Annotated in this window: 14 protein-coding genes; 8 read left to right on the forward strand and 6 right to left on the reverse strand. The window is 66.8% G+C overall.

The features are described 5' to 3' along the window. The first annotated feature begins 3 nt into the window (after positions 1-3). The gene (locus ACTIFP_RS00590; RefSeq protein ID WP_439566782.1) at positions 4-816 is read left to right on the forward strand and encodes a TrmH family RNA methyltransferase; all 813 of its coding nucleotides are present in this window, start codon (positions 4-6) and stop codon (positions 814-816) included. 160 nt (positions 817-976) lie between these two features. Continuing rightward, entirely contained in the window at positions 977-1,687 is a 711-nt protein-coding gene (locus ACTIFP_RS00595; protein WP_439566783.1) for an META domain-containing protein, read from the forward strand. A gap of 108 nt (positions 1,688-1,795) precedes the next feature. Here ACTIFP_RS00595 and ACTIFP_RS00600 read toward each other — a convergent pair whose 3' ends face one another. The 5 genes from ACTIFP_RS00600 to ACTIFP_RS00620 form a co-directional block, all read right to left on the reverse strand. Further along, entirely contained in the window at positions 1,796-3,151 is a 1,356-nt protein-coding gene (locus ACTIFP_RS00600) for a DNA recombination protein RmuC (RefSeq protein WP_439566784.1), read from the reverse strand. 52 nt (positions 3,152-3,203) lie between these two features. Beyond that, on the reverse strand, positions 3,204-3,647 hold the full coding sequence (locus tag ACTIFP_RS00605; RefSeq protein WP_439566785.1) for a PH domain-containing protein: 444 nt from the start codon (positions 3,645-3,647) through the stop codon (positions 3,204-3,206). Between the two features lie 15 nt (positions 3,648-3,662). Continuing rightward, positions 3,663-4,235: a hypothetical protein gene (locus tag ACTIFP_RS00610; protein WP_439566786.1), complete on the reverse strand. Its 573-nt coding sequence runs from the start codon at positions 4,233-4,235 to the stop codon at positions 3,663-3,665. Continuing rightward, the gene (locus ACTIFP_RS00615) at positions 4,232-4,708 is read right to left on the reverse strand and encodes a vgr related protein (RefSeq protein ID WP_439566787.1); all 477 of its coding nucleotides are present in this window, start codon (positions 4,706-4,708) and stop codon (positions 4,232-4,234) included. Before ACTIFP_RS00615 ends, ACTIFP_RS00610 begins: the two co-directional genes overlap by 4 nt. A gap of 102 nt (positions 4,709-4,810) precedes the next feature. Beyond that, positions 4,811-5,356, reverse strand: a complete 546-nt coding sequence (locus tag ACTIFP_RS00620; protein ID WP_439566788.1) for a copper chaperone PCu(A)C — start codon at positions 5,354-5,356, stop codon at positions 4,811-4,813. A gap of 153 nt (positions 5,357-5,509) precedes the next feature. On the opposite strand from ACTIFP_RS00620, the gene dnaK reads away from it, so the two are divergent. From dnaK to ACTIFP_RS00635, 3 genes are all read left to right on the forward strand, one after another. Next, positions 5,510-7,417, forward strand: coding sequence for a molecular chaperone DnaK (gene dnaK, locus ACTIFP_RS00625; protein ID WP_439566789.1), 1,908 nt, complete (start codon positions 5,510-5,512; stop codon positions 7,415-7,417). Positions 7,418-7,536: 119 nt separating this feature from the next. Next, positions 7,537-8,658, forward strand: a complete 1,122-nt coding sequence (gene dnaJ, locus ACTIFP_RS00630) for a molecular chaperone DnaJ (RefSeq protein ID WP_439566790.1) — start codon at positions 7,537-7,539, stop codon at positions 8,656-8,658. A gap of 82 nt (positions 8,659-8,740) precedes the next feature. Further along, positions 8,741-9,961 carry a hypothetical protein gene (locus ACTIFP_RS00635; RefSeq protein ID WP_439566791.1) on the forward strand — a complete coding sequence of 407 codons (1,221 nt, stop codon included), beginning with the start codon at positions 8,741-8,743 and terminating at the stop codon, positions 9,959-9,961. Positions 9,962-10,105: 144 nt separating this feature from the next. Here ACTIFP_RS00635 and ACTIFP_RS00640 read toward each other — a convergent pair whose 3' ends face one another. Beyond that, positions 10,106-12,427 (reverse strand): patatin-like protein, encoded by a 2,322-nt coding sequence (locus ACTIFP_RS00640; RefSeq protein ID WP_439566792.1) that lies wholly within the window; start codon positions 12,425-12,427, stop codon positions 10,106-10,108. A 191-nt stretch (positions 12,428-12,618) separates the two neighbouring features. On the opposite strand from ACTIFP_RS00640, the gene ACTIFP_RS00645 reads away from it, so the two are divergent. From ACTIFP_RS00645 to ACTIFP_RS00655, 3 genes are all read left to right on the forward strand, one after another. Beyond that, on the forward strand, positions 12,619-14,814 hold the full coding sequence (locus tag ACTIFP_RS00645; protein WP_439566793.1) for a TonB-dependent receptor: 2,196 nt from the start codon (positions 12,619-12,621) through the stop codon (positions 14,812-14,814). 2 nt (positions 14,815-14,816) lie between these two features. After that, complete coding sequence (locus tag ACTIFP_RS00650; protein ID WP_439567280.1) at positions 14,817-15,905, forward strand: PepSY-associated TM helix domain-containing protein; 1,089 nt, start codon at positions 14,817-14,819, stop codon at positions 15,903-15,905. A gap of 146 nt (positions 15,906-16,051) precedes the next feature. Next, entirely contained in the window at positions 16,052-18,220 is a 2,169-nt protein-coding gene (locus ACTIFP_RS00655) for a primosomal protein N' (RefSeq protein ID WP_439566794.1), read from the forward strand. Positions 18,221-18,290 lie beyond the last annotated feature (70 nt).

Genomic DNA, 18,290 nt, shown 5'->3' on the forward strand with positions numbered 1-18,290 from the left:
CGGATGACCGGTCGCCGCACCACCATCGAAAGCGTGTCCAACCCGCTGGTCAAGCGGATGCGGCTGCTGCGGGAAAAGCGCCATCGCCGCGCCGAGGGGCTGTTCCTGGCCGAAGGGCTGCGCATCGCGACCGAGGCGCGCGAGGCGGGCGTGCTGCCGGTGTGGCTGTTCCTCGGCCCCGAGGGTGACGCGCACCCGCTGACCGCGGCGCTGGTCGCCGCGACGCTGGCGGCGGGCGGCGAGGTGATCGACACCACCCCTGCGATCCTGTCCAAATTGTCGGGCAAGGATAATCCGCAGACCGTCGTCGGCATTTACGCCGAACCCAAAACGACGCTCGCCGACCTCGACCGCGATGCCGCGCCGATCTGGCTCGTCGCCGAGCGGCTGCGTGATCCGGGCAATCTCGGCACGATGCTGCGCACCGGCGACGCGGTCGGCGCGGGCGGGCTGATCCTGCTCGACGAATCGACCGATCCCTATGCGGTCGAAGCCGTGCGGGCGAGCATGGGCGCAATCTTCACGCAGAAACTGGTGCAGACGCGCTGGGACGATTTCCTGCCGTGGTTGCGGCAGGGGCCGGGGCAACTGGTCGCGACCTGGCTGGGCGACGACACGCAGGATTATCAGGCGGTGCGCTACGCCGCGCCGACCTTCATCCTCACCGGCAATGAATCGCAGGGGCTGCCATCCGTCTATGCCGACGCCGCCGACGTGCGGGTAAAAATGCCGATGCTCGGCAAGGCCGACAGCCTGAACGCCGCGGTCGCGACCGCGGTGATGGCGTATGAGGTGCTGAACCAGCGGCGGAGCTGAACGGTGGACGGCATTTCGGTTCAGCCTCCCGCCAACATCATGTTACTATCACGTCCTCTCTTCCCGTTCGCATCGAGCGAAGTCGAGATGCCCCTCGACCTTGCGCAGTGCCGACGGTGTTTCGACTTCGCTCGACACGAACGGAGTAAAGGAGCTTGTGATGATCCGCTCGTTTTCCCTGCTCGCCCTTCCCGCGCTCGCCGCCTGCGTCCCCGCGGCCGAGGCGCCGCCGCAAAGCTCCGGCGAAGCACCCGCCGCCGCCTATATGGCGCTCGGCACCGAACCCGGCTGGACGCTGGAGATCACCCCGGCCCGGCTGAACTATGACGGCGATTATGGCGCGACGAAGATCATGGTGCCCAACCCCGGCGCCAAGCCATCGCTGAACGGGCGCACCTATGTCGGCGATCGGCTGTCGGTGGTGATCAAAACCGCGCCGTGCAGCGACGGGATGAGCGACCGCCGCTTTGCCGACACGGTGCGCGTCATCGCCGACGGCAAGACGCTGCACGGTTGCGGCGGCGCGATCTTGCCGCCCGACACGCTGGCGGGATCGCGCTGGACCTTTGTATCGATCGGCGGCGTCGCGGTGGCGAAGGACCGCCCGACCGCGCTCCAGTTCGACGGCGCGCGGCTCAGCGGCAGCGCGGGCTGCAACCGCTTTTCAGGCGGCTATAAGGCCGCGGACGGCACGCTGACCGCCGGGCCGCTGATGGCGACTGAAATGGCGTGCCCGGGCGCGGGCATGACGCAGGAAGATATGTTCTTCAAACTGATGGCCGCGCCGGTGCGCCTGACCTTTGCCGACGACGGGACGCTGATTTTGACCGGGAGCGAGGGGCGGACGGCGGTGTTAAAGCGGGCGATCTAGAACGCACCTCATCGTTCCGTTCGTGTCGAGCGAAGTCGAGACACGCTGGGCTCGCGCTCGACTTCACGTGTCTCGACTTCGCTCGACACGAACGGGTTTATGGGTTCGCTATTCCCCCGCGTCATTAACCGCCGCCGGCGCCGCCGCCAGCTTCGCCAGCGGGCGCGCTGCCTGTTCGACGACCGGCAGCACCGCGATCTCCTTGTCACCCGTCTCGATGTCGAGCGCCTCGAAACGCTTCGCCTGCGTCAGCACCTGCGATTCGAAGCTGCCGACAAAGGCGTTGTACGCGCCGGTCGCAGAATCGAGATTGCGCCCGACCTTGGCAATATGCGCCCCCATCACCGACATGCGAGCGTAGAGTTCCTTGCCGAGCGCTGCGATGTCGCGCGCCTGATTGGCGAGCTTTTCCTGCCGCCACACCGCGGCGACGGTGCGCGCGATCGCGATCAAATTGGTCGGCGTCGCGAGCAACACCTTGCGCTCGAACGCATAGTCCCAGAGCGCCGGATCCTGATCGAGCGCTGCGGCGAGGAAATGTTCACCCGGCACAAACATCACGACAAAATCGGGGGTATCGTCGAACTGGTTCCAATAGGCCTTGGCGCCGAGCGTATTCACATGCGCCTTCATCGCCGCGGCATGCGCGGCGAGATGTAGCACCTTCTCGCGCTCCTCGACCGCGCCGAACGCATCCTGATAGGCGTTCAAGGACACTTTGGCATCGATCACCAGGCTCTGCCCGCCCGGCACCTTGACGACGACATCGGGGCGCAGCCGCCCGCCGTCGCCGTCGGTCACGCTCACCTCGGTCTGGAAATCGGCATGTTCGCTGAGGCCGCAGCTTTCGAGCACATTCTTGAGTTGCTGCTCACCCCAGCGCCCGCGCGCCTTGGGCGCGTTGCGTAGAGCGTTGACCAGCTTCGCCGCCTCGCTCGATACGCGTTCGGTGCCTTCGCGCATCGCCGCAATCTGGCCGTGAAGCAGGCCGAAGGCGCTCTGGCGCTCAGCCTCGACCTTTTTCACTTCGCTCTCATATTTCTCCAGCCGCTCGTGCACCGGCTGGAGCAGCGCTTTGAGATTCTGCCCTGCGCTCGTCTCGCTTTCCTTGAAGCGCGCGTCGGCGCGGTCGAGGAACGCTTTCTGCGCGCCATCGAGCATCGCCTGCCCGACCTCGCGGAATTGCGCGGTCAGCGCCGCCTGCGCGTCCTTGAGCTGTGCGATCTGCGCGTCATGCGCGGCGTCGCGCGCGCGTTGTTCGCTGAGCAGCGATGCGAGTTGGATGTCGGCGGCCTTGCGTGCCTCGGCCTCGGCGGCAAGGTCCGTGACCGCAGTCTTGAACCGCTCCGCCAGCCCGTCGCGCTCGGCCCTGAGCGCGCCCGATTGTCTGCCAGCAAAAAGCCAGCCGATCAGGCCGCCGATGGCGAGGGCAACAAGCGCGACAACAAGCGACATTCCATCCATGAGCGGAACATAGGACGAACGCCGCCCCGCTGGCTAGCCCGTATTTGCCCGATCAGAGCAAATCGCTCGAAACATCGAGTTCGCGCACCCGCCGTTTCTGGCGCGCCGCATCGACCAGCCCGCGCAGCGCCTCGCGCCGCTCGGCCGCGCGCTCGATATGCGGCATCACCAGCGAACCGCCGCGCGTCGTCTCGTCGCTCGAATCGATGCTGATCGTGCCGATCCCCGCCCATTGGCTGATCAGGGTGAAATCCATGCGGACATCCTTGACGCGGTAGAGTTCGATCTCGTCGACGCTTTTGACGAAGATGCCCTTGCGCAGGATCAGCCGATCCTCGGTCAGTTCGTAGGTCGTGTCGAGATTGCGGATCCACTGGACGAGGATGATGATCAGCCCAACGCCGACGAGGCAGAGGAGCAGGGTCAGCCAGCCGAGCAAGGTGCCGCGCAGCCAGCCCCAGGTCGAGGAACGAAAGCGGTCGAGGACTTCGGGCATGAGCGTCTCCTTCGTTCAAATGAGATAGATGCCGACATAGCGCAGGATCAGCGCGGCGAGGATAGCGATGCTCCAGCGGCGATGCGTCACCACCATCGCCGCGACCATCAGCGCGACCAGCACGACCGTCATGATCCACGCGATCGGGCGGGTCAGGCTGGCCGCCAGATCGGGCTGCGACAGGTAAAAGCCGAGCTGGGCGCCAAGCAGCACGAGGAGCAGGCCGAGTATGATCCGCCGGACGCGGAAATAATGGACGTCGAGATTGGCAAAACCCTCGGGATGCGAGGGAAAGACCAGCCGCGCGGCGAGAAAATAGACCGCGGCAAAGGCCGCGACCGCCATCAGCACGGTGTTCGACACCGTCAGGCTGCCGCGCGCGGTCCACGCCGCGCTCCAGAAGGACAGGAGGTCGAGCATCACAAAGACCGCGAGCAGCGGGGTCAGCCAGCCGATCGCAAACGCTCCGCGCTCCGCCTGCGCCGCAAAGCGCACCTCGAGCGCCCGGCCGAGCCCGCCGAGCAGTTCGACCATCGAGAGGCCGAGCAGCAGGCTGTAGAGCGCGAAGATAAATTCGAAATCGCTCATGCCGCGTTCCATGCCTCGGGCAAGATCGCGCGATACGCCTCGACCCCCGGGCCGCCGCCGACGACCATTCCCTGGGTGAGCAGCCAGTAATGGCGGACGATCTCGGCCTGTTGTTCCAGCCCGTAACGTTCGAGCAGCCAGCCGGGCTTGAGGCTGTAGCTATAGGTCGCAAACGGATGGCGCATCAGCACCAGATACCAGCGCCCGCGCGTCTGCGCCTGCCAGACATGCGTCATTTCGTGGATGAACAGCCCTTGCAGGCGCTGCGACGCGGCGCTGAAATCGTCGCAATAGAGCTCGCCATGCGGGTTGAAATGCAGGCTTCCCATCGGCGCCATGACGATGCCGCGCGGCTGGAAGAATATCCATTTGTGGTGGCAGATGCGGACGTCGGCGTAGCGGATCGCGTCGCCGAACACCGTGCGGGCCAGCGCGATTTCGCCTGTGGTCAAAGGCCGCGAAAATCGCAACATCAGAACCTCGTCATTGCGAGCGCAGCGAAGCAATCCAGCGTGGCGTAACCCGCTCTGGATTGCTTCGCTGCGCTCGCAATGACGAAATGTTAGAACGCACCCCTATTTCTTCGCGGCGTCCGGTGCCGCCTTGTCCTCACCGTGCCCCATCGCACCATGGTCCATCGCCGCTTCGCCGCCAGCAGCGCCTTCCGCCGGCTTGATCACCATGTCGAACAGGATGCGTTCATTGTTGTTATTGGTGAACACGAACGCCATCGGCAGCTTACCCGCGCGCACCGCGGCGCCGTTGATGCCCCAGATCATCAGATGCTTGCCGCCCTGTTTGAACACCAGCTCGCCCTTGGCCGGCACGTCGGCGCGCGCCAGCGGCTTCATCGTCACGACGCCATTTTCGCGCACACTTTCGTGCATTTCGACGCGCTGGGCGAGGTCGGCGGTCACTGCGACCAGCTGGACCGGCTGCGGTCCACCCTCGACCTTGAAATAGCCGACCGCGGGGCGATCGTCGGTGGCGCCCATCACGATATGGCCGCTGACGACGTTGAGCGGCTGCCCCTTGCCGAGATTTTCCCCGCACCCCGACAGGGTGAGTGCCGAGGCGGCGAGGGCGGCGCCAATGAGGAGGCGGGGCGCAAAAGCTTTCATTTCAGGAGGACTCCGTGACGGTGCATGATTTCGCATCCCCGATAAGCCCTCAAAACCCTTGTGCCAAGGATAAGCGCACCTATATCGCGCCCAGAACCTCAATATCAGGCGTGCCTTTTGAGGGCGCCGAGAAGCAACAAGGACGAGTTTAATATGGCCAAAGTGATCGGGATCGACCTCGGCACCACGAACAGCTGTGTCGCGGTGATGGAAGGCGGCAAGCCCAAGGTTATCGAAAATGTCGAGGGTACGCGCACCACGCCGTCGATCGTCGCCTTTGCCAAGGATGGCGAGCGCCTGATCGGCCAACCGGCGAAGCGCCAGGCGGTCACCAATCCCGAAAACACCGTGTTCGCGGTGAAGCGCCTGATCGGCCGCCGTTTCGACGATCCGATCACCAAGAAGGACACCGAGCTGGTCCCCTACACCATCGTCAAGGGCAGCAACGGCGACGCATGGGTCAAGGCGGGCGGCGAGGATTATTCGCCGTCGCAGATCAGCGCCTTCATCCTGCAGAAGATGAAGGAAACCGCCGAAGCCTATCTCGGCGAAAAGGTCGAGCAGGCGGTGATCACCGTTCCCGCATATTTCAACGACGCGCAGCGCCAGGCGACCAAGGATGCCGGCAAGATCGCGGGCCTTGAAGTGCTGCGCATCATCAACGAGCCGACCGCGGCGGCGCTGGCTTACGGCCTCGACAAGACCGAGAACAAGACGATCGCGGTCTATGACCTTGGCGGCGGCACCTTTGACATCTCGATCCTCGAGGTTGGCGACGGCGTGTTCGAGGTGAAGTCGACCAACGGCGACACCTTCCTCGGCGGTGAAGATTTCGACAGCAAGGTCGTCGAATTCCTCGCCGACACCTTCAAGAAGGACGAAGGCATCGACCTGCGCGGCGACAAGCTGGCGCTGCAGCGCCTGAAGGAAGCCGCCGAAAAGGCAAAGATCGAACTGTCGTCGGCCGCGACGACCGAGGTCAACCTGCCCTTCATCACCGCCGACGCCAACGGGCCGAAGCATCTGGTCAAGACGATCACGCGGTCGGACCTGGAAAAGCTGGTCGAAGAGCTGGTCAAGCGCACGCTCGAACCCTGCAAGAAGGCGATCAAGGACGCCGGCATTTCGGCGAGCGCGATCGACGAAGTCGTCCTCGTCGGCGGCATGACCCGCATGCCGCGGGTGCGCGAAGTCGTGAAGGATTTCTTCGGCAAGGAACCGCACACCGGCGTGAACCCCGATGAAGTCGTCGCCATCGGCGCCGCGATTCAGGCGGGCGTGCTGCAGGGCGACGTCAAGGACGTGCTGCTGCTCGACGTCACTCCGCTGTCGCTGGGGATCGAAACGCTGGGCGGCATCATGACCAAGATGATCGACCGCAACACCACCATCCCGACCAAGAAGTCGCAGGTTTACTCGACCGCGGACGACAATCAGTCGGCGGTGACGATCCGCGTGTTCCAGGGCGAGCGCGAAATGGCGCAGGACAACAAGATCCTCGGCCAGTTCGACCTGGTCGGCATCCCGCCCGCACCGCGCGGCGTGCCGCAGATCGAGGTGACCTTCGACATCGACGCCAACGGCATCGTGTCGGTCCACGCCAAGGACAAGGGCACCGGCAAGGAACAGCAGATCAAGATCCAGGCCAGCGGCGGGCTCAGCGACGCGGACATCGACCAGATGGTCAAGGACGCCGAGCAGTTCGCCGAAGAGGACAAGGTTCGCCGCGAGGCGGCCGAGGCGAAGAACAACGCCGAAAGCCTGATCCACTCGACCGAACGCCAGCTCGTCGAGCATGGCGACAAGATCGACACCGCGCTGAAGGCCGAGATCGAGGCGGCGGTTGCCGAAGCCAAGACCGCGGTCGAGGGCGGCGAACCCGCCGCGATGACCGAAAAGTCGCAGGCGCTCGCGCAGGTCGCGATGAAGCTGGGCCAGGCGATCTACGAGAAGGAACAGCAGGCCGCCGCATCCCCCGGCGCCGACGATGCGGGTGAGGCGAAGACCGACGAAGATGTCGTCGACGCCGAATTCTCCGAAGTCGAAGACGACAAGAAGTAAGAATGATCTTCAACCGTCATGCCAGCGCCAGCTGGCATCGCTCTCGGCAAGGCACCGCCCGCCCGATAGCGACCCCAGCTTGCGCTGGGGTGACGGGCTGAAGCAGGGGCCGACGACCTATGTCACTCGACATCGATTATTACGAACTGCTCGAATGCGAACGCACCGCCGACGATGCGACGCTAAAGGCCAGTTACCGCAAGCTGGCGATGAAATATCACCCCGACAAGAATCCGGGGTGCCACGACAGCGAATCGCGCTTCAAGGCAATCAGCGAGGCCTATGACTGCCTGCGCGATCCGCAAAAGCGCGCTGCCTATGACCGGTTTGGCAAGGATGGCGTGCGCGGCGGCAACGGCGCCGGCGCGGGGGCCGATTTCGGCGACATCGGCGATATTTTCGAATCGATTTTCGGTTCGGCGTTCGGCGGCGGGCGGCAGCAACGCGGCCCGGCGCGCGGCGCTGACCTGCGCTATGACATGGAAATCCGTTTCGAGGACGCCTTCACCGGCTGCAGCCGCGAGATCCAGGTCGATGTCGCGGCGCGCTGCGAGCCGTGCGACGGATCGGGCGCCAAACCCGGCACCCAGACCAGCCGCTGCGCGACCTGCGCCGGGCACGGCAAGGTACGCGCGCAGCAGGGCTTTTTCATGGTCGAGCGCACCTGCCCGGCCTGTCAGGGCGCGGGCGAGGTCATCGCCGACCCGTGCAACAGCTGCCATGGCGAGGGCCGCGTCGACCGGCGCAAGACGCTGACCGTCAACATCCCCGCCGGGGTCGACGAGGGCACCCGCATCCGCCTGTCGGGCGAGGGCGAGAGCGGCGCGCGCGGCGCGGCGCCGGGCGACCTTTACATCTTCCTCCACATGGCGCGGCACAAGCTGTTCGAGCGCGAGGGCACGACGCTGTTCACCCGCGCCCCGATCAGCTTCACCACCGCGGCCTTGGGCGGCGAAATCAGTATCCCCGGGCTCGACGGCGCCAAGCACGACATCCACATCCCGGCGGGCATCCAGTCGGGCAAGCAGCTGCGCCAGCGCGGCGCGGGCATGCCGGTGCTCAACGGCCGCGGCCACGGCGACCTGGTGGTACAGGTCGATGTCGAAACCCCGACCAAGCTCAGCGCCCGGCAAAAGGAATTGCTCGCCGAATTTCGCGAGACCGAGACCGGCGACGAATGCCCCGCAAGCCAGGGCTTTTTCGGGCGGATCAAGGATATGTGGGACGATCTGACCGACTGACGCGGGCGATTCCGCGCCTTCGGGTCCGGGCAAGACACGCCCGCCGCCGCATGATAGCTTCTCCGCAGGGAGGAGCGAGTCGATGGCAAGCATCGAGATTCCCCGGCGAACCCTGTTGGCCTGCGCCGCCAGCCTGCCAGTGCTCGGTTGGGCCATCCCCCGCGCCGCGGCGCGCGAGCCCGAACTGTTCGGCGTCAAACTGCCCGGCGAGGTCAGCCGCCTGCTCCCCGGCGAGGCGCTCGATGCTGCCACCACCCTCGAATCGCTGCTCAAGCTGGAACGCGCCGCCGACCGCGCCCGGCTGCCCGCCACGCCGCTACGCTTCGACGACGGCGCATCGCTGACCGGGCTGGCCGGGTCGCTCTACCGCTCACTGATGCCGCGCCTCGTCGCGCTGATCGATCGCAGCGAGCGGATCGATCCGGGGCTGGCCGATCAGGCCGGGGCGCTGCTCGCGCAGCTGCACGACGGCGAACATCAAGTCCCCGACCTGCTGCGTCCGTTCGTATCGGGCAGCGACCAGCGGCTCGACTGGGATGGAGACGGCCCACTTTCGCTGGGCGCCGATCCCGGCCTCGACGATATTTTCACGCCGGCACCGGCCGCGGCGACGCGCGAAGGCAGCGATGTCTGGGCAGGCGCGGCGCCGCCGTTACCGCCGCCGCCCAAGCTGACCCTGCCCAAGCCAGCGGCGGTCAAGCCCGCCGCCACGCCGCTGCCGCCGATCCGCGCGCGCAACTATCCGGCGCTCAAGGACGAGTATCGCACCCTGTTCGACACGATGGAGCTGCGCGACAATTATCGCGCCACCACCGACTGGTATCTGACGATGCTCAAGACATCGCGGTCGCGCTACGACCGGGTGGCGCTCGACACCAAGGTGCCATGGTTCGTCATCGGCATCATCCATGCGCTCGAGGCCAGCTTCAACTTTCGCGCCCATCTGCACAATGGCGACCATCCGCTGACCCAGCGCACGCGGCAGGTGCCCGCGGGTCGCCCGCTGACCTGGGCGCCGCCGAGCGACTGGGACTGGAGCGCCAAGGATGCGCTCAAGCTGCTCGGCTTTACCGGCAAGACCGACTGGAACCTCGAGCGCATCCTGTTCCGGTTCGAAGCCTATAACGGCTTTGGCTATCGCAACACGGCGGTGCCGACCCCCTATCTGTGGAGCTTTTCCAACCATTATGAGAGCGGCAAGTTCGTCGCCGACGGGCGGTTCAACGCCAAGGCGAAGTCGCAGCAATGCGGCGCCGCCGTGATGCTGAAGCTGTTGGTCGATGCGGGGGAGATCAGCCTTTAGGGATGCAGCGGATAGCCTGCAGTCCCGACACGATCGTCGTTGCGAGGAGCCGAAGGCGAAGCGGCAATCCAGTGCCTGCGTAAGCCGCTCTGGATTGGTAGGCCTGCGGCCGCCTTCGGCCCGCTACGCTCGCAATGACGGGGGTTACGGTGTCCCAATCTCCACGCGCAACTCGGCGATCAGCGCGGCCACCTTCGGCAGCCGCGCCTCTTCCTCGTCCAGTATCGCATGGAAGGCGCGCCGCTTGATCGCCGCCAGCGCTTCGCCGGCCAGCGCCTGGTCGCCGCCGACGCTGCTCGCGACGATGTCGATCAACCGGTCGGCACCGTGCAGCCGCCCCCATAGATAGTCATTCTCGCGGTAGGCGCGGCTGAAGAAGGCGCCGAAGCTGTTGAACTCGATCCCTTTCAGCATCGCCGCGGCGCCGCCGGTGCGGATCGCGGTCGCATCGGAGGGCGAGATGCGGTCGATCTTGATCGGGTCAAACTCGTCGAACCCCTCGCCCTGCAGCAGCGGCAAGGTCGCGATGTCGTAAAAGGGATAGCCGAGATAGGCGAGCAGCAGCGTGCGCCGGTCGTCCTTCGGCATCGCGGCGAGCGCGGCGGCGATCAGCGCGTCGGCCTGACCGTCGATGGCGGTGAGGTCGCGCCGTGCCGCGACCGCGTCGATCCAGTCGCCCGGCCCCGCATCGGCGGGCAAGTCGAGGTCCGCCAGCCAGGCGTCGCCCTGCCGGTCGAGATAGAGGCCGAGCGCGGTAAAGATCGCGGCGCGCATATCCTCGCACACCGGGTCGCGGCCGTCGCGCGTCGCCTCGACCGCGGTGTCGAGCTCGCGCGCCAGAAAGCGCAGGCGGCGGATGCGGAAACCGAGATCATGGGTGCGGAAAAAGGCGATCGCGTCGCCGCTCGCCCCGGCGCCGCGCTTGCCCGAAATCCGGTCGAGCCCGCGCGCCCGCGCTTCATCCCACAACGCGCGCCGCCGGTTTGCCCGATGGACGCTGCCCTCGGCCGGCATCAACCGGTCGATCAGCGCCGCCAGTTCCTCGATCACCGCCGACAGCTTCAGATGGCCATAGGGCGCATAGGCAAAGCCCGCGCGCGCCGTTGCCTGATCCTGCGCCTTGGCGCGCCATTTTTCGAGCCGCGCCACCGTCGGGGTGTCGAGAAAGAAGGTGCTGCCGAACAGCGCCGCGACCTGCTCCTCGACCTCGACCTTCATCGCATCGACGATATGCTGCATGCGGCGGATGCGGCGCGACATGCCCTCGATCGCTTCGACATTCTCGCGGATCGGCTGTTCGCGCGGAATTTCGGAGAGGGCGCCAAGGATCGTCGGCAGAAAGCCGGGGAGCTGCGCCGTTTCCTCCGTCGTGCGCGCCGCCGCCGGTTTGCCGAAACTGATCGCGCGGTAATCGGGCTTGGGATCGATATAGACGAAGCGGCGGTCGATTTCGCGCCGCGCCGGGCGCTGTTTCAGCGCCGCTATCGCGGGGCGGAATGGCGCGTTGGCGAGCACCGAGCCGTCGATCAACACCCGGTCGGCGGGATCGCCCTCGGCGGTGGCAGGCAATTGGGCGCGGATGAAGCTGTCGCGGTCGGGCCACGCGATGCCCCGCTTGCCCAGCACCCGGTCGAGTTCGCGCAAGGTGAACGGCGGAAAGGCGCCCGGAAAGCTGGCGGTCGCGCGCGCCGCCGCGGTGAGCCCCGGCACATCGTCGAGCCGCGTGCCGGTGCGGTCGTCCTCGCGAAAATGGAGCATCAGCCGATGTTCGTCCTCGCTCACCCGCGGCGGGCTGTTGAGCGCCAGCGGCACGCTGTGCCCGGCGAAGTCGGTGACCGACACGAACAGGTCGACCGGCTGGCCGTCCGGCACCAGCACCGGCCCGCGCGGCCCCTGCTCCATCGCATCGAACGCATCGAGCAGCAGGTTCGAAAAAGTCTCGCCGCCGAACGGCGGTTCGAACCAGCGCGCCCGCACAAAGCGCGACAGCTTGGCGCGCACCTCGTCCTGCGCCCCCGCGCCGACGGTGCGGTCGATCACATTGCCGCGCTTTTTCATCATCCATCCGGCGATCGGCACCGCCCAGAATTTGGTCGCCGCCGACAGCGGCCGCGCGTCGGGATCGATCAGCTTGTCGACGTCGGCGCTGTCCAGCCACAGGTCGGTGAGCGGATCGAGCGACTGCCCGGTCGCCAGCGCGCGCGCGAGGAAAATGCCGTTGATCCCCCCCGCACTGGCCCCCGCGACGATGTCGGCAAGGACGCGCAACCGGATATTGCTGCGCGCGGCGAGATCGGCGAGCAAATCGGCATAAACCGCCCCCGACCCGGTCGATGCGGTGCCGTCGTGAAAGGCGCGCGACGCGGCGGCGAGGCGCCACACTTCCTTGGTGATGCCGTGCATATAGACGGCGAGGCTGATGCCGCCGTAACAAATCAGGGCGAAGCGCAGTTCCTTTTCCCGCATTGCCCGAATGATAGCGCGCTTTGATCCGCCTGTCCCCCTCCCGCTTGCGGGAGGGGCTAGGGGAGGGCCTGTTCCGCCACGTCAGTTCCGAAAGACACGCCCTCCCCCGGCCCCTCCCGCGAGCGGGAGGGGAGAATAGCCTTGCATCTGCAAATCGCTCGCATTAGCGGCGCTCCGAACAGGAGTTAAGAATGATTCGCAAATTGCTCGTCGCTGCGCTGGCCTCCACCGCGCTGCCTGCCCCCGCGCTGGCGCAGGACGCCGCCGACGACGACGCTGCCGCCGGCGAGGATACGATCATCGTCACCGCGGCGCGCACCATCCTGCCGCCGAGCGCGCTGCCGCTGACCATCGACATCATCGGTAAAGACGCGCTCGACCAGCAGCTCGCGATGGCGGGGTCGGTCACCGACGCGGTCGCCAACCTGACCCCCAGCTTTTCGCCGACGCGGCAGAAATTGTCGGGCGCGGGCGAGACACTGCGCGGGCGTTCGCCGCTCTACGCGATCAACGGCATCCCGCAATCGACCCCGCTGCGCGACGGCAGCCGCGACGGCTTCACCATCGACGGCTTTTTCGTCGACCGCGTCGAGCTGATCTATGGCTCGAACGCCTTGCAGGGGATCGGCGGCACCGGCGGCATCGTCAACCAGGTCACCGTCGGCGCGCCGAGCGAGGAAGGCCTGTCGGGCCGCACGCTGGTGCAGGGTACCGCCGATAATGATTTTTCGAAAGCCGGGATGGGCGGCAAGCTGGCAGGGCTGATCCAGTATAAGGCGGGGGCGTTCGACGCGACCGTCGGCGCGGCTTATGAAATCCGCGGCGTCTTTTCGGACGCCAAGGGCCGCCCGATCGGGCTCAACCTGACGCAGGGCGAAACGCAGGATTCAAAGACGCTCTCGCTGTTCGGGCGCTTTGGCTATGAATTGTCGCCCAGCGCTCGCATCGACCTGATCGCCAGCCGCTTCGAGCTGAAAGGCGACGGCGATTATGTCGCGATTGCCGGCAGCCGCACGCTCGGCACCCCGACCAGCGCGGTGCGCGGCAACCCGCCGGGCAAGTCGGCGCAGAACCGCACCGAAAGCGTTGCGCTGAGTTTGACCGACAGCGATCTGGGCGGCGGCAATCTGGTCAGCCAGATCTTCTTCAACCGCAGCCGCGACACCTTTGGCGGCGAAGTCGCGACGCAGGCGACGTTTCAGGACATCCGCATCGCGCCGATCGGTACCCTGTTCGACCAGTCGCAGAACCGCAGCCGCAAATTCGGCGGCAAGCTGAGCTATGAGCGCGGCCTGCCCGGTTTTGACGATCTGACGCTGACCCTGGGCTTCGACGCCCTGTGGGACACCACCGAACAGCGGCTGATTGCGACCGGCCGCACCTGGGTGCCGCCGACCGATTTCCGCAGCCTCGCCCCCTTTGCACAGGCGAACCTCAAGTTGTTCGACGGGCTGATCCGCGTCGCGGGTGGCGCACGCTATGAAAATGTGAAGATCAAGATCGACGATTACACGACGCTGGCGACGACGACGACGCCGCGCGGCGGGGTGTCGGTCGCGGGCGGATCGCCGACCTTTGACGATGTGCTGATCAACGGCGGCGTCATCATCGAACCCGCGCCGGGCATCCGCGCCTATGCCAGCTATGCCGAGGGTTTCACTGTCCCCGACATCGGCCGCATCACCCGCGCGATCGGCACCGCCGGGGTCGACATCGACAATTTTCTCGACATCTCGCCGATCGTTTCGAACAACCGCGAGATCGGGTTCGAGGTCAAGCGCGGCCCGCTCGACGCCAGCGCCTCCTACTTCTGGTCGTCGAGCGACAAGGGCCAGTTGCTGATCGCGCGTCCCGACCGCATTTTCGACGTTCAGCGGCTGCGCGTCGAAATCCAGGGGCTCGAGCTCAATCTCGGCGTCCAGACCCCGATCGACGGGCTGAAGCTCAATATCGGTTACGCGCATCTGATCGGCCGGTTCGACAGCGACGCGGTGCCCGACGGCAAGGTCGATAGCGACCTCGACGGCACCAACATCTCGCCCGACCGCCTGAACCTCGCCGCCAGCTATGCCAGCGGGCCGTTTTCGGCGCGGGTGCAGACGCAGGTCTATTTCAAGCGCCGCTTCGACAGCAAGGCGCGCGCCGCCGACGATGCCAACCCGCTGCGCCCGCTGAAGCTCGCCGACAATGACTTCGGCGGCTATACGCTGACCGACGCCAATGTCCGCTACCAGACCGGGATCGGCGAGATCAGCCTGTCGGTGCAGAATCTCTTCAACAAACAATATATCGATTATTCGAGCGACACGCGGCTGCCGACCGACCAGCTGTCCTATTTCGCCGGGCGCGGGCGGACGTTCACGCTGGGGTGGGATTACCGGTTCTGATGATGAAGCTGCTCGACACGCTGCACCGCTGGACCGGGGGGCTGATCGGCCTCGTGCTCGCGCTGCTCGGGCTGTCGGGGGCGATCCTGGTCCATAAGGAAGAGTGGATCGGCCTGCCGCACGCGGGCGACGCGCAGGTCACCGACCTCGCCACCGTCGCCGCAACGACCGAAAAACTGATGGCGATGCCCGGCGATGCGCAGGGCATCATTTACGCCAGCCAGCGCCTCGGGCTGCACCAGCTGCGGTTCGAGGAGGGCGCGGGACTCTATGCCAGCCAGTCGGGCGAAGTCGTCGCCCGCTGGGCCAGCCAGTGGGAGCGCCCCGAAATCTGGCTGTTCGATTTCCACCATCATCTGTTCACCGGCGATGCCGGCGAATGGGTGATCGGGATTGCGGGCCTCGCGGGCCTGTTCTTTGTCATCTCTGGGGTGATCCTGTGGTGGCGCACCCGCAAGACGTTCAAGCTGCGGCTGTGGCCGAAACGGATGACCCGCCCCGCGATCGTCATGCAGCACCGCGACCTCGGCGTCGTTGTCGCGCCGCTCCTCCTGCTGTCGGTCGTCACCGGGACGATGATGATTTTCCGCCCCTTTGCCGCGATCATCGTCGCGCCATTTGGCCCGGTCGCCGAGACGGCGGCGGCGCTCGAGCCGCCGAAATACAAGGGCGGGCCGCTGGCCGCCGATCCCGACTGGACCGGGATGCTGACCACCGCGCGGGCGCGGTTTCCGGACGCCGAGTTCCGCATCCTCAGCCTGCCGCGCAAGGCCGGCGACCCGATCAGCATCCGCATGAAACAGCCCGGCGAATGGCTGCCCAACGGCCGCTCGACCCTGTGGTTCGATGCCGCAACGGGCAAATTGCTGGGCGCGCGCGACGCGCTGGCGATGCCCGCGGGGGCGCAGGCGTTCAACATGGCGTATCCGCTGCACGCCGCGAAAGTCGGCGGGCTGCCCTATCGCCTGCTGATGACGGTGTCGGGGCTGGTGCTGGCGTTGCTCGGCAGCCTGACGGTGTGGACCTTCTGGTTCCGCCGCCCGAAAGCGGCGAAGCGGGTGGTCAGGACGGCGGCGTTGGCCACCAGCTAAGCCGTCGCCCCCGCGAAGGCGGGGGCCGCTGGCAGCAATTCTCAGCGGCGCCGCACAAACCGATGGCGGCCCCCGCCTTCGCGGGGGCGACGAATCGTAAGCGCCGCTTTCCTATTTCGCCGCGCAACCTATATCCTCCCCCATCCATGACCCGCGCCCGCGTCCTCCTGCTCACCGCCGCCCTCGGCCCGCTCGACTATCGCGTCCCGCGCGAAAGCGAAGCGCCCTTGGGTAGCGTCGTCATCGCGCCGCTGGGGCCGCGGCGAATGGGCGGGGTGGTGTGGGAGGATGCGAGTTTTGGCGCTCCCGAGGCGGTCGGCGATAACCGCCTGCGCAATCTGTACGAAGTGGTCGCCGTTCCCCCGATCGCGGCGCCGCTGCGCCGCCTGGTCGAATGGACCAGCGATTATTATCTCAGCTCCCCGGGGTCGGTGCTGCGCATGGTGCTGCCCGGAGTCGCCTTTGCCGATGCGCGGCGCCCGATCGTCGAATATCGCGCCACCGGCGAATTACCGGCGCGGATGACGCCGCAGCGCCTTGTCGCGCTCGAGAAGATCGGCGACCGGCAAGGTATGGTACGCGAGCTTGCCGCGCTGGCTGAGGTCAGCGATGCGGTGATCCGCGGGCTGGTCAATACCGGTGCGCTCGAAGCCGTGACCGTATCGGCTGACCAGCCCTATCCCGAACCCGATCCGGCCTTCGCGCCGCCCGACCTGTCCGCCGAGCAGACCGCCGCCGCCGCGCAGCTGACCGATGCCGTCGCCGCCGCGAAATTCGCGACACTGCTGCTCGACGGGGTCACCGGGTCGGGCAAGACCGAAGTCTATATGGAGGCGATTGCCGCCGCGATCACTGCCGGAAAACAGGCGCTCGTCCTGCTCCCCGAGATCGCGCTCACCGAACCGATGCTGACCCGCTTTGCCGCGCGCTTCGGCTGCGAACCCGTCGCCTGGCACAGCGGCCTGCGCTCGGCCGAACGCCGCCGCGCCTGGCATGCGATCGCCAGCGGCGAGGCGAAGATCGTCGTCGGCGCGCGCTCGGCCTTGTTCCTGCCCTATGCTCGCCTCGGCGTCATCGTCGTCGACGAGGCGCATGAGACGAGCTTCAAACAGGAGGACGGCGTCCATTATCACGCGCGCGACGTCGCGGTGATGCGCGGGCATTTCGAGGGACTGCCGGTGGTGCTCGCCAGCGCGACTCCGGCGCTCGAAAGCCTCGCGATGGTCGAGGCAGGGCGCTATCGCCATATCGTCCTGCCCGCGCGCTTCGGCGGCGCCACCCTGCCCGATCTCGCCGCGATCGACATGCGCCGCGACCCGCCCGACCGTGGCCGCTGGCTCGCCCCGCCGCTCGTCGATGCGCTTGCCGACCGACTGCACAAGGGCGAGCAGAGCCTGCTCTTCCTCAACCGCCGCGGCTTTGCGCCGCTGACGCTCTGCCGCACCTGCGGTCACCGCATCCAGTGCCCGAACTGCACCGCGTGGATGGTCGAGCACCGCCTCGTCCACCGCCTCGCCTGCCACCATTGCGGCCATGTCATGCCGCCGCCGCGGCTGTGCCCCGAATGCGAGGATGAGGACAGCCTGGTCGCCTGCGGCCCCGGGGTCGAGCGCGTCGCCGACGAGATCGCGCTGCGCTTTCCCGAAGCGCGTACCGCCATCGTCACCAGCGACACCCTCTGGTCGCCCGCGAAAGCCGCCGAGTTCGTCGATAATGTCGAGGGCGGGCTGGTCGACATCATCATCGGGACGCAGCTGGTCACCAAGGGCTATCATTTCCCAAACCTCACCCTCGTCGGGGTGGTCGATGCCGATCTCGGGCTCGACGGCGGCGATTTGCGCGCGTCCGAGCGCACCTTTCAACAGATCGCGCAGGTCGCAGGGCGCGCCGGGCGCGGGGTGAAACCCGGCGAGGTGCTGATCCAGACGCGCGTTCCCGAAGCACCCGTCATGGCGGCGCTGGTCGCCAACGACCGCGACGGTTTCTACGCTGCCGAGGCCGCAGCGCGCAAACAGGCGGGCGCCCCGCCCTATGGCCGCTTCGCCGCGCTGGTAATTTCGTCCGAAGACATCGACGTCGCGCGCGGCGTCGCCCAGCGGCTGGGGGCGAAAGCGCCGGTCGCCGAAGGCCTCGCGGTCTATGGCCCCGCCCCCGCCCCGCTTGCGATGCTGCGCGGCCGCCACCGTTTCCGCCTGCTGCTCCACGCCCCGCGCAGTTTCGACCTGCAGGGGACGATCCGCGACTGGGTCGCCAGCATCGACTGGCCCAGCAAGGCGCGGCTGGCGATCGACATCGATCCCTATAGTTTCGTCTGAGCGCACAAGGCTTTACAGCCGCGTGCCGGCTTGGCAGCATGGCCGGGAAACATGAAGTCCGGGGGGTCGC

This window comes from Sphingopyxis sp. (genome assembly GCF_051861155.1).
Taxonomy (GTDB): domain Bacteria; phylum Pseudomonadota; class Alphaproteobacteria; order Sphingomonadales; family Sphingomonadaceae; genus Sphingopyxis.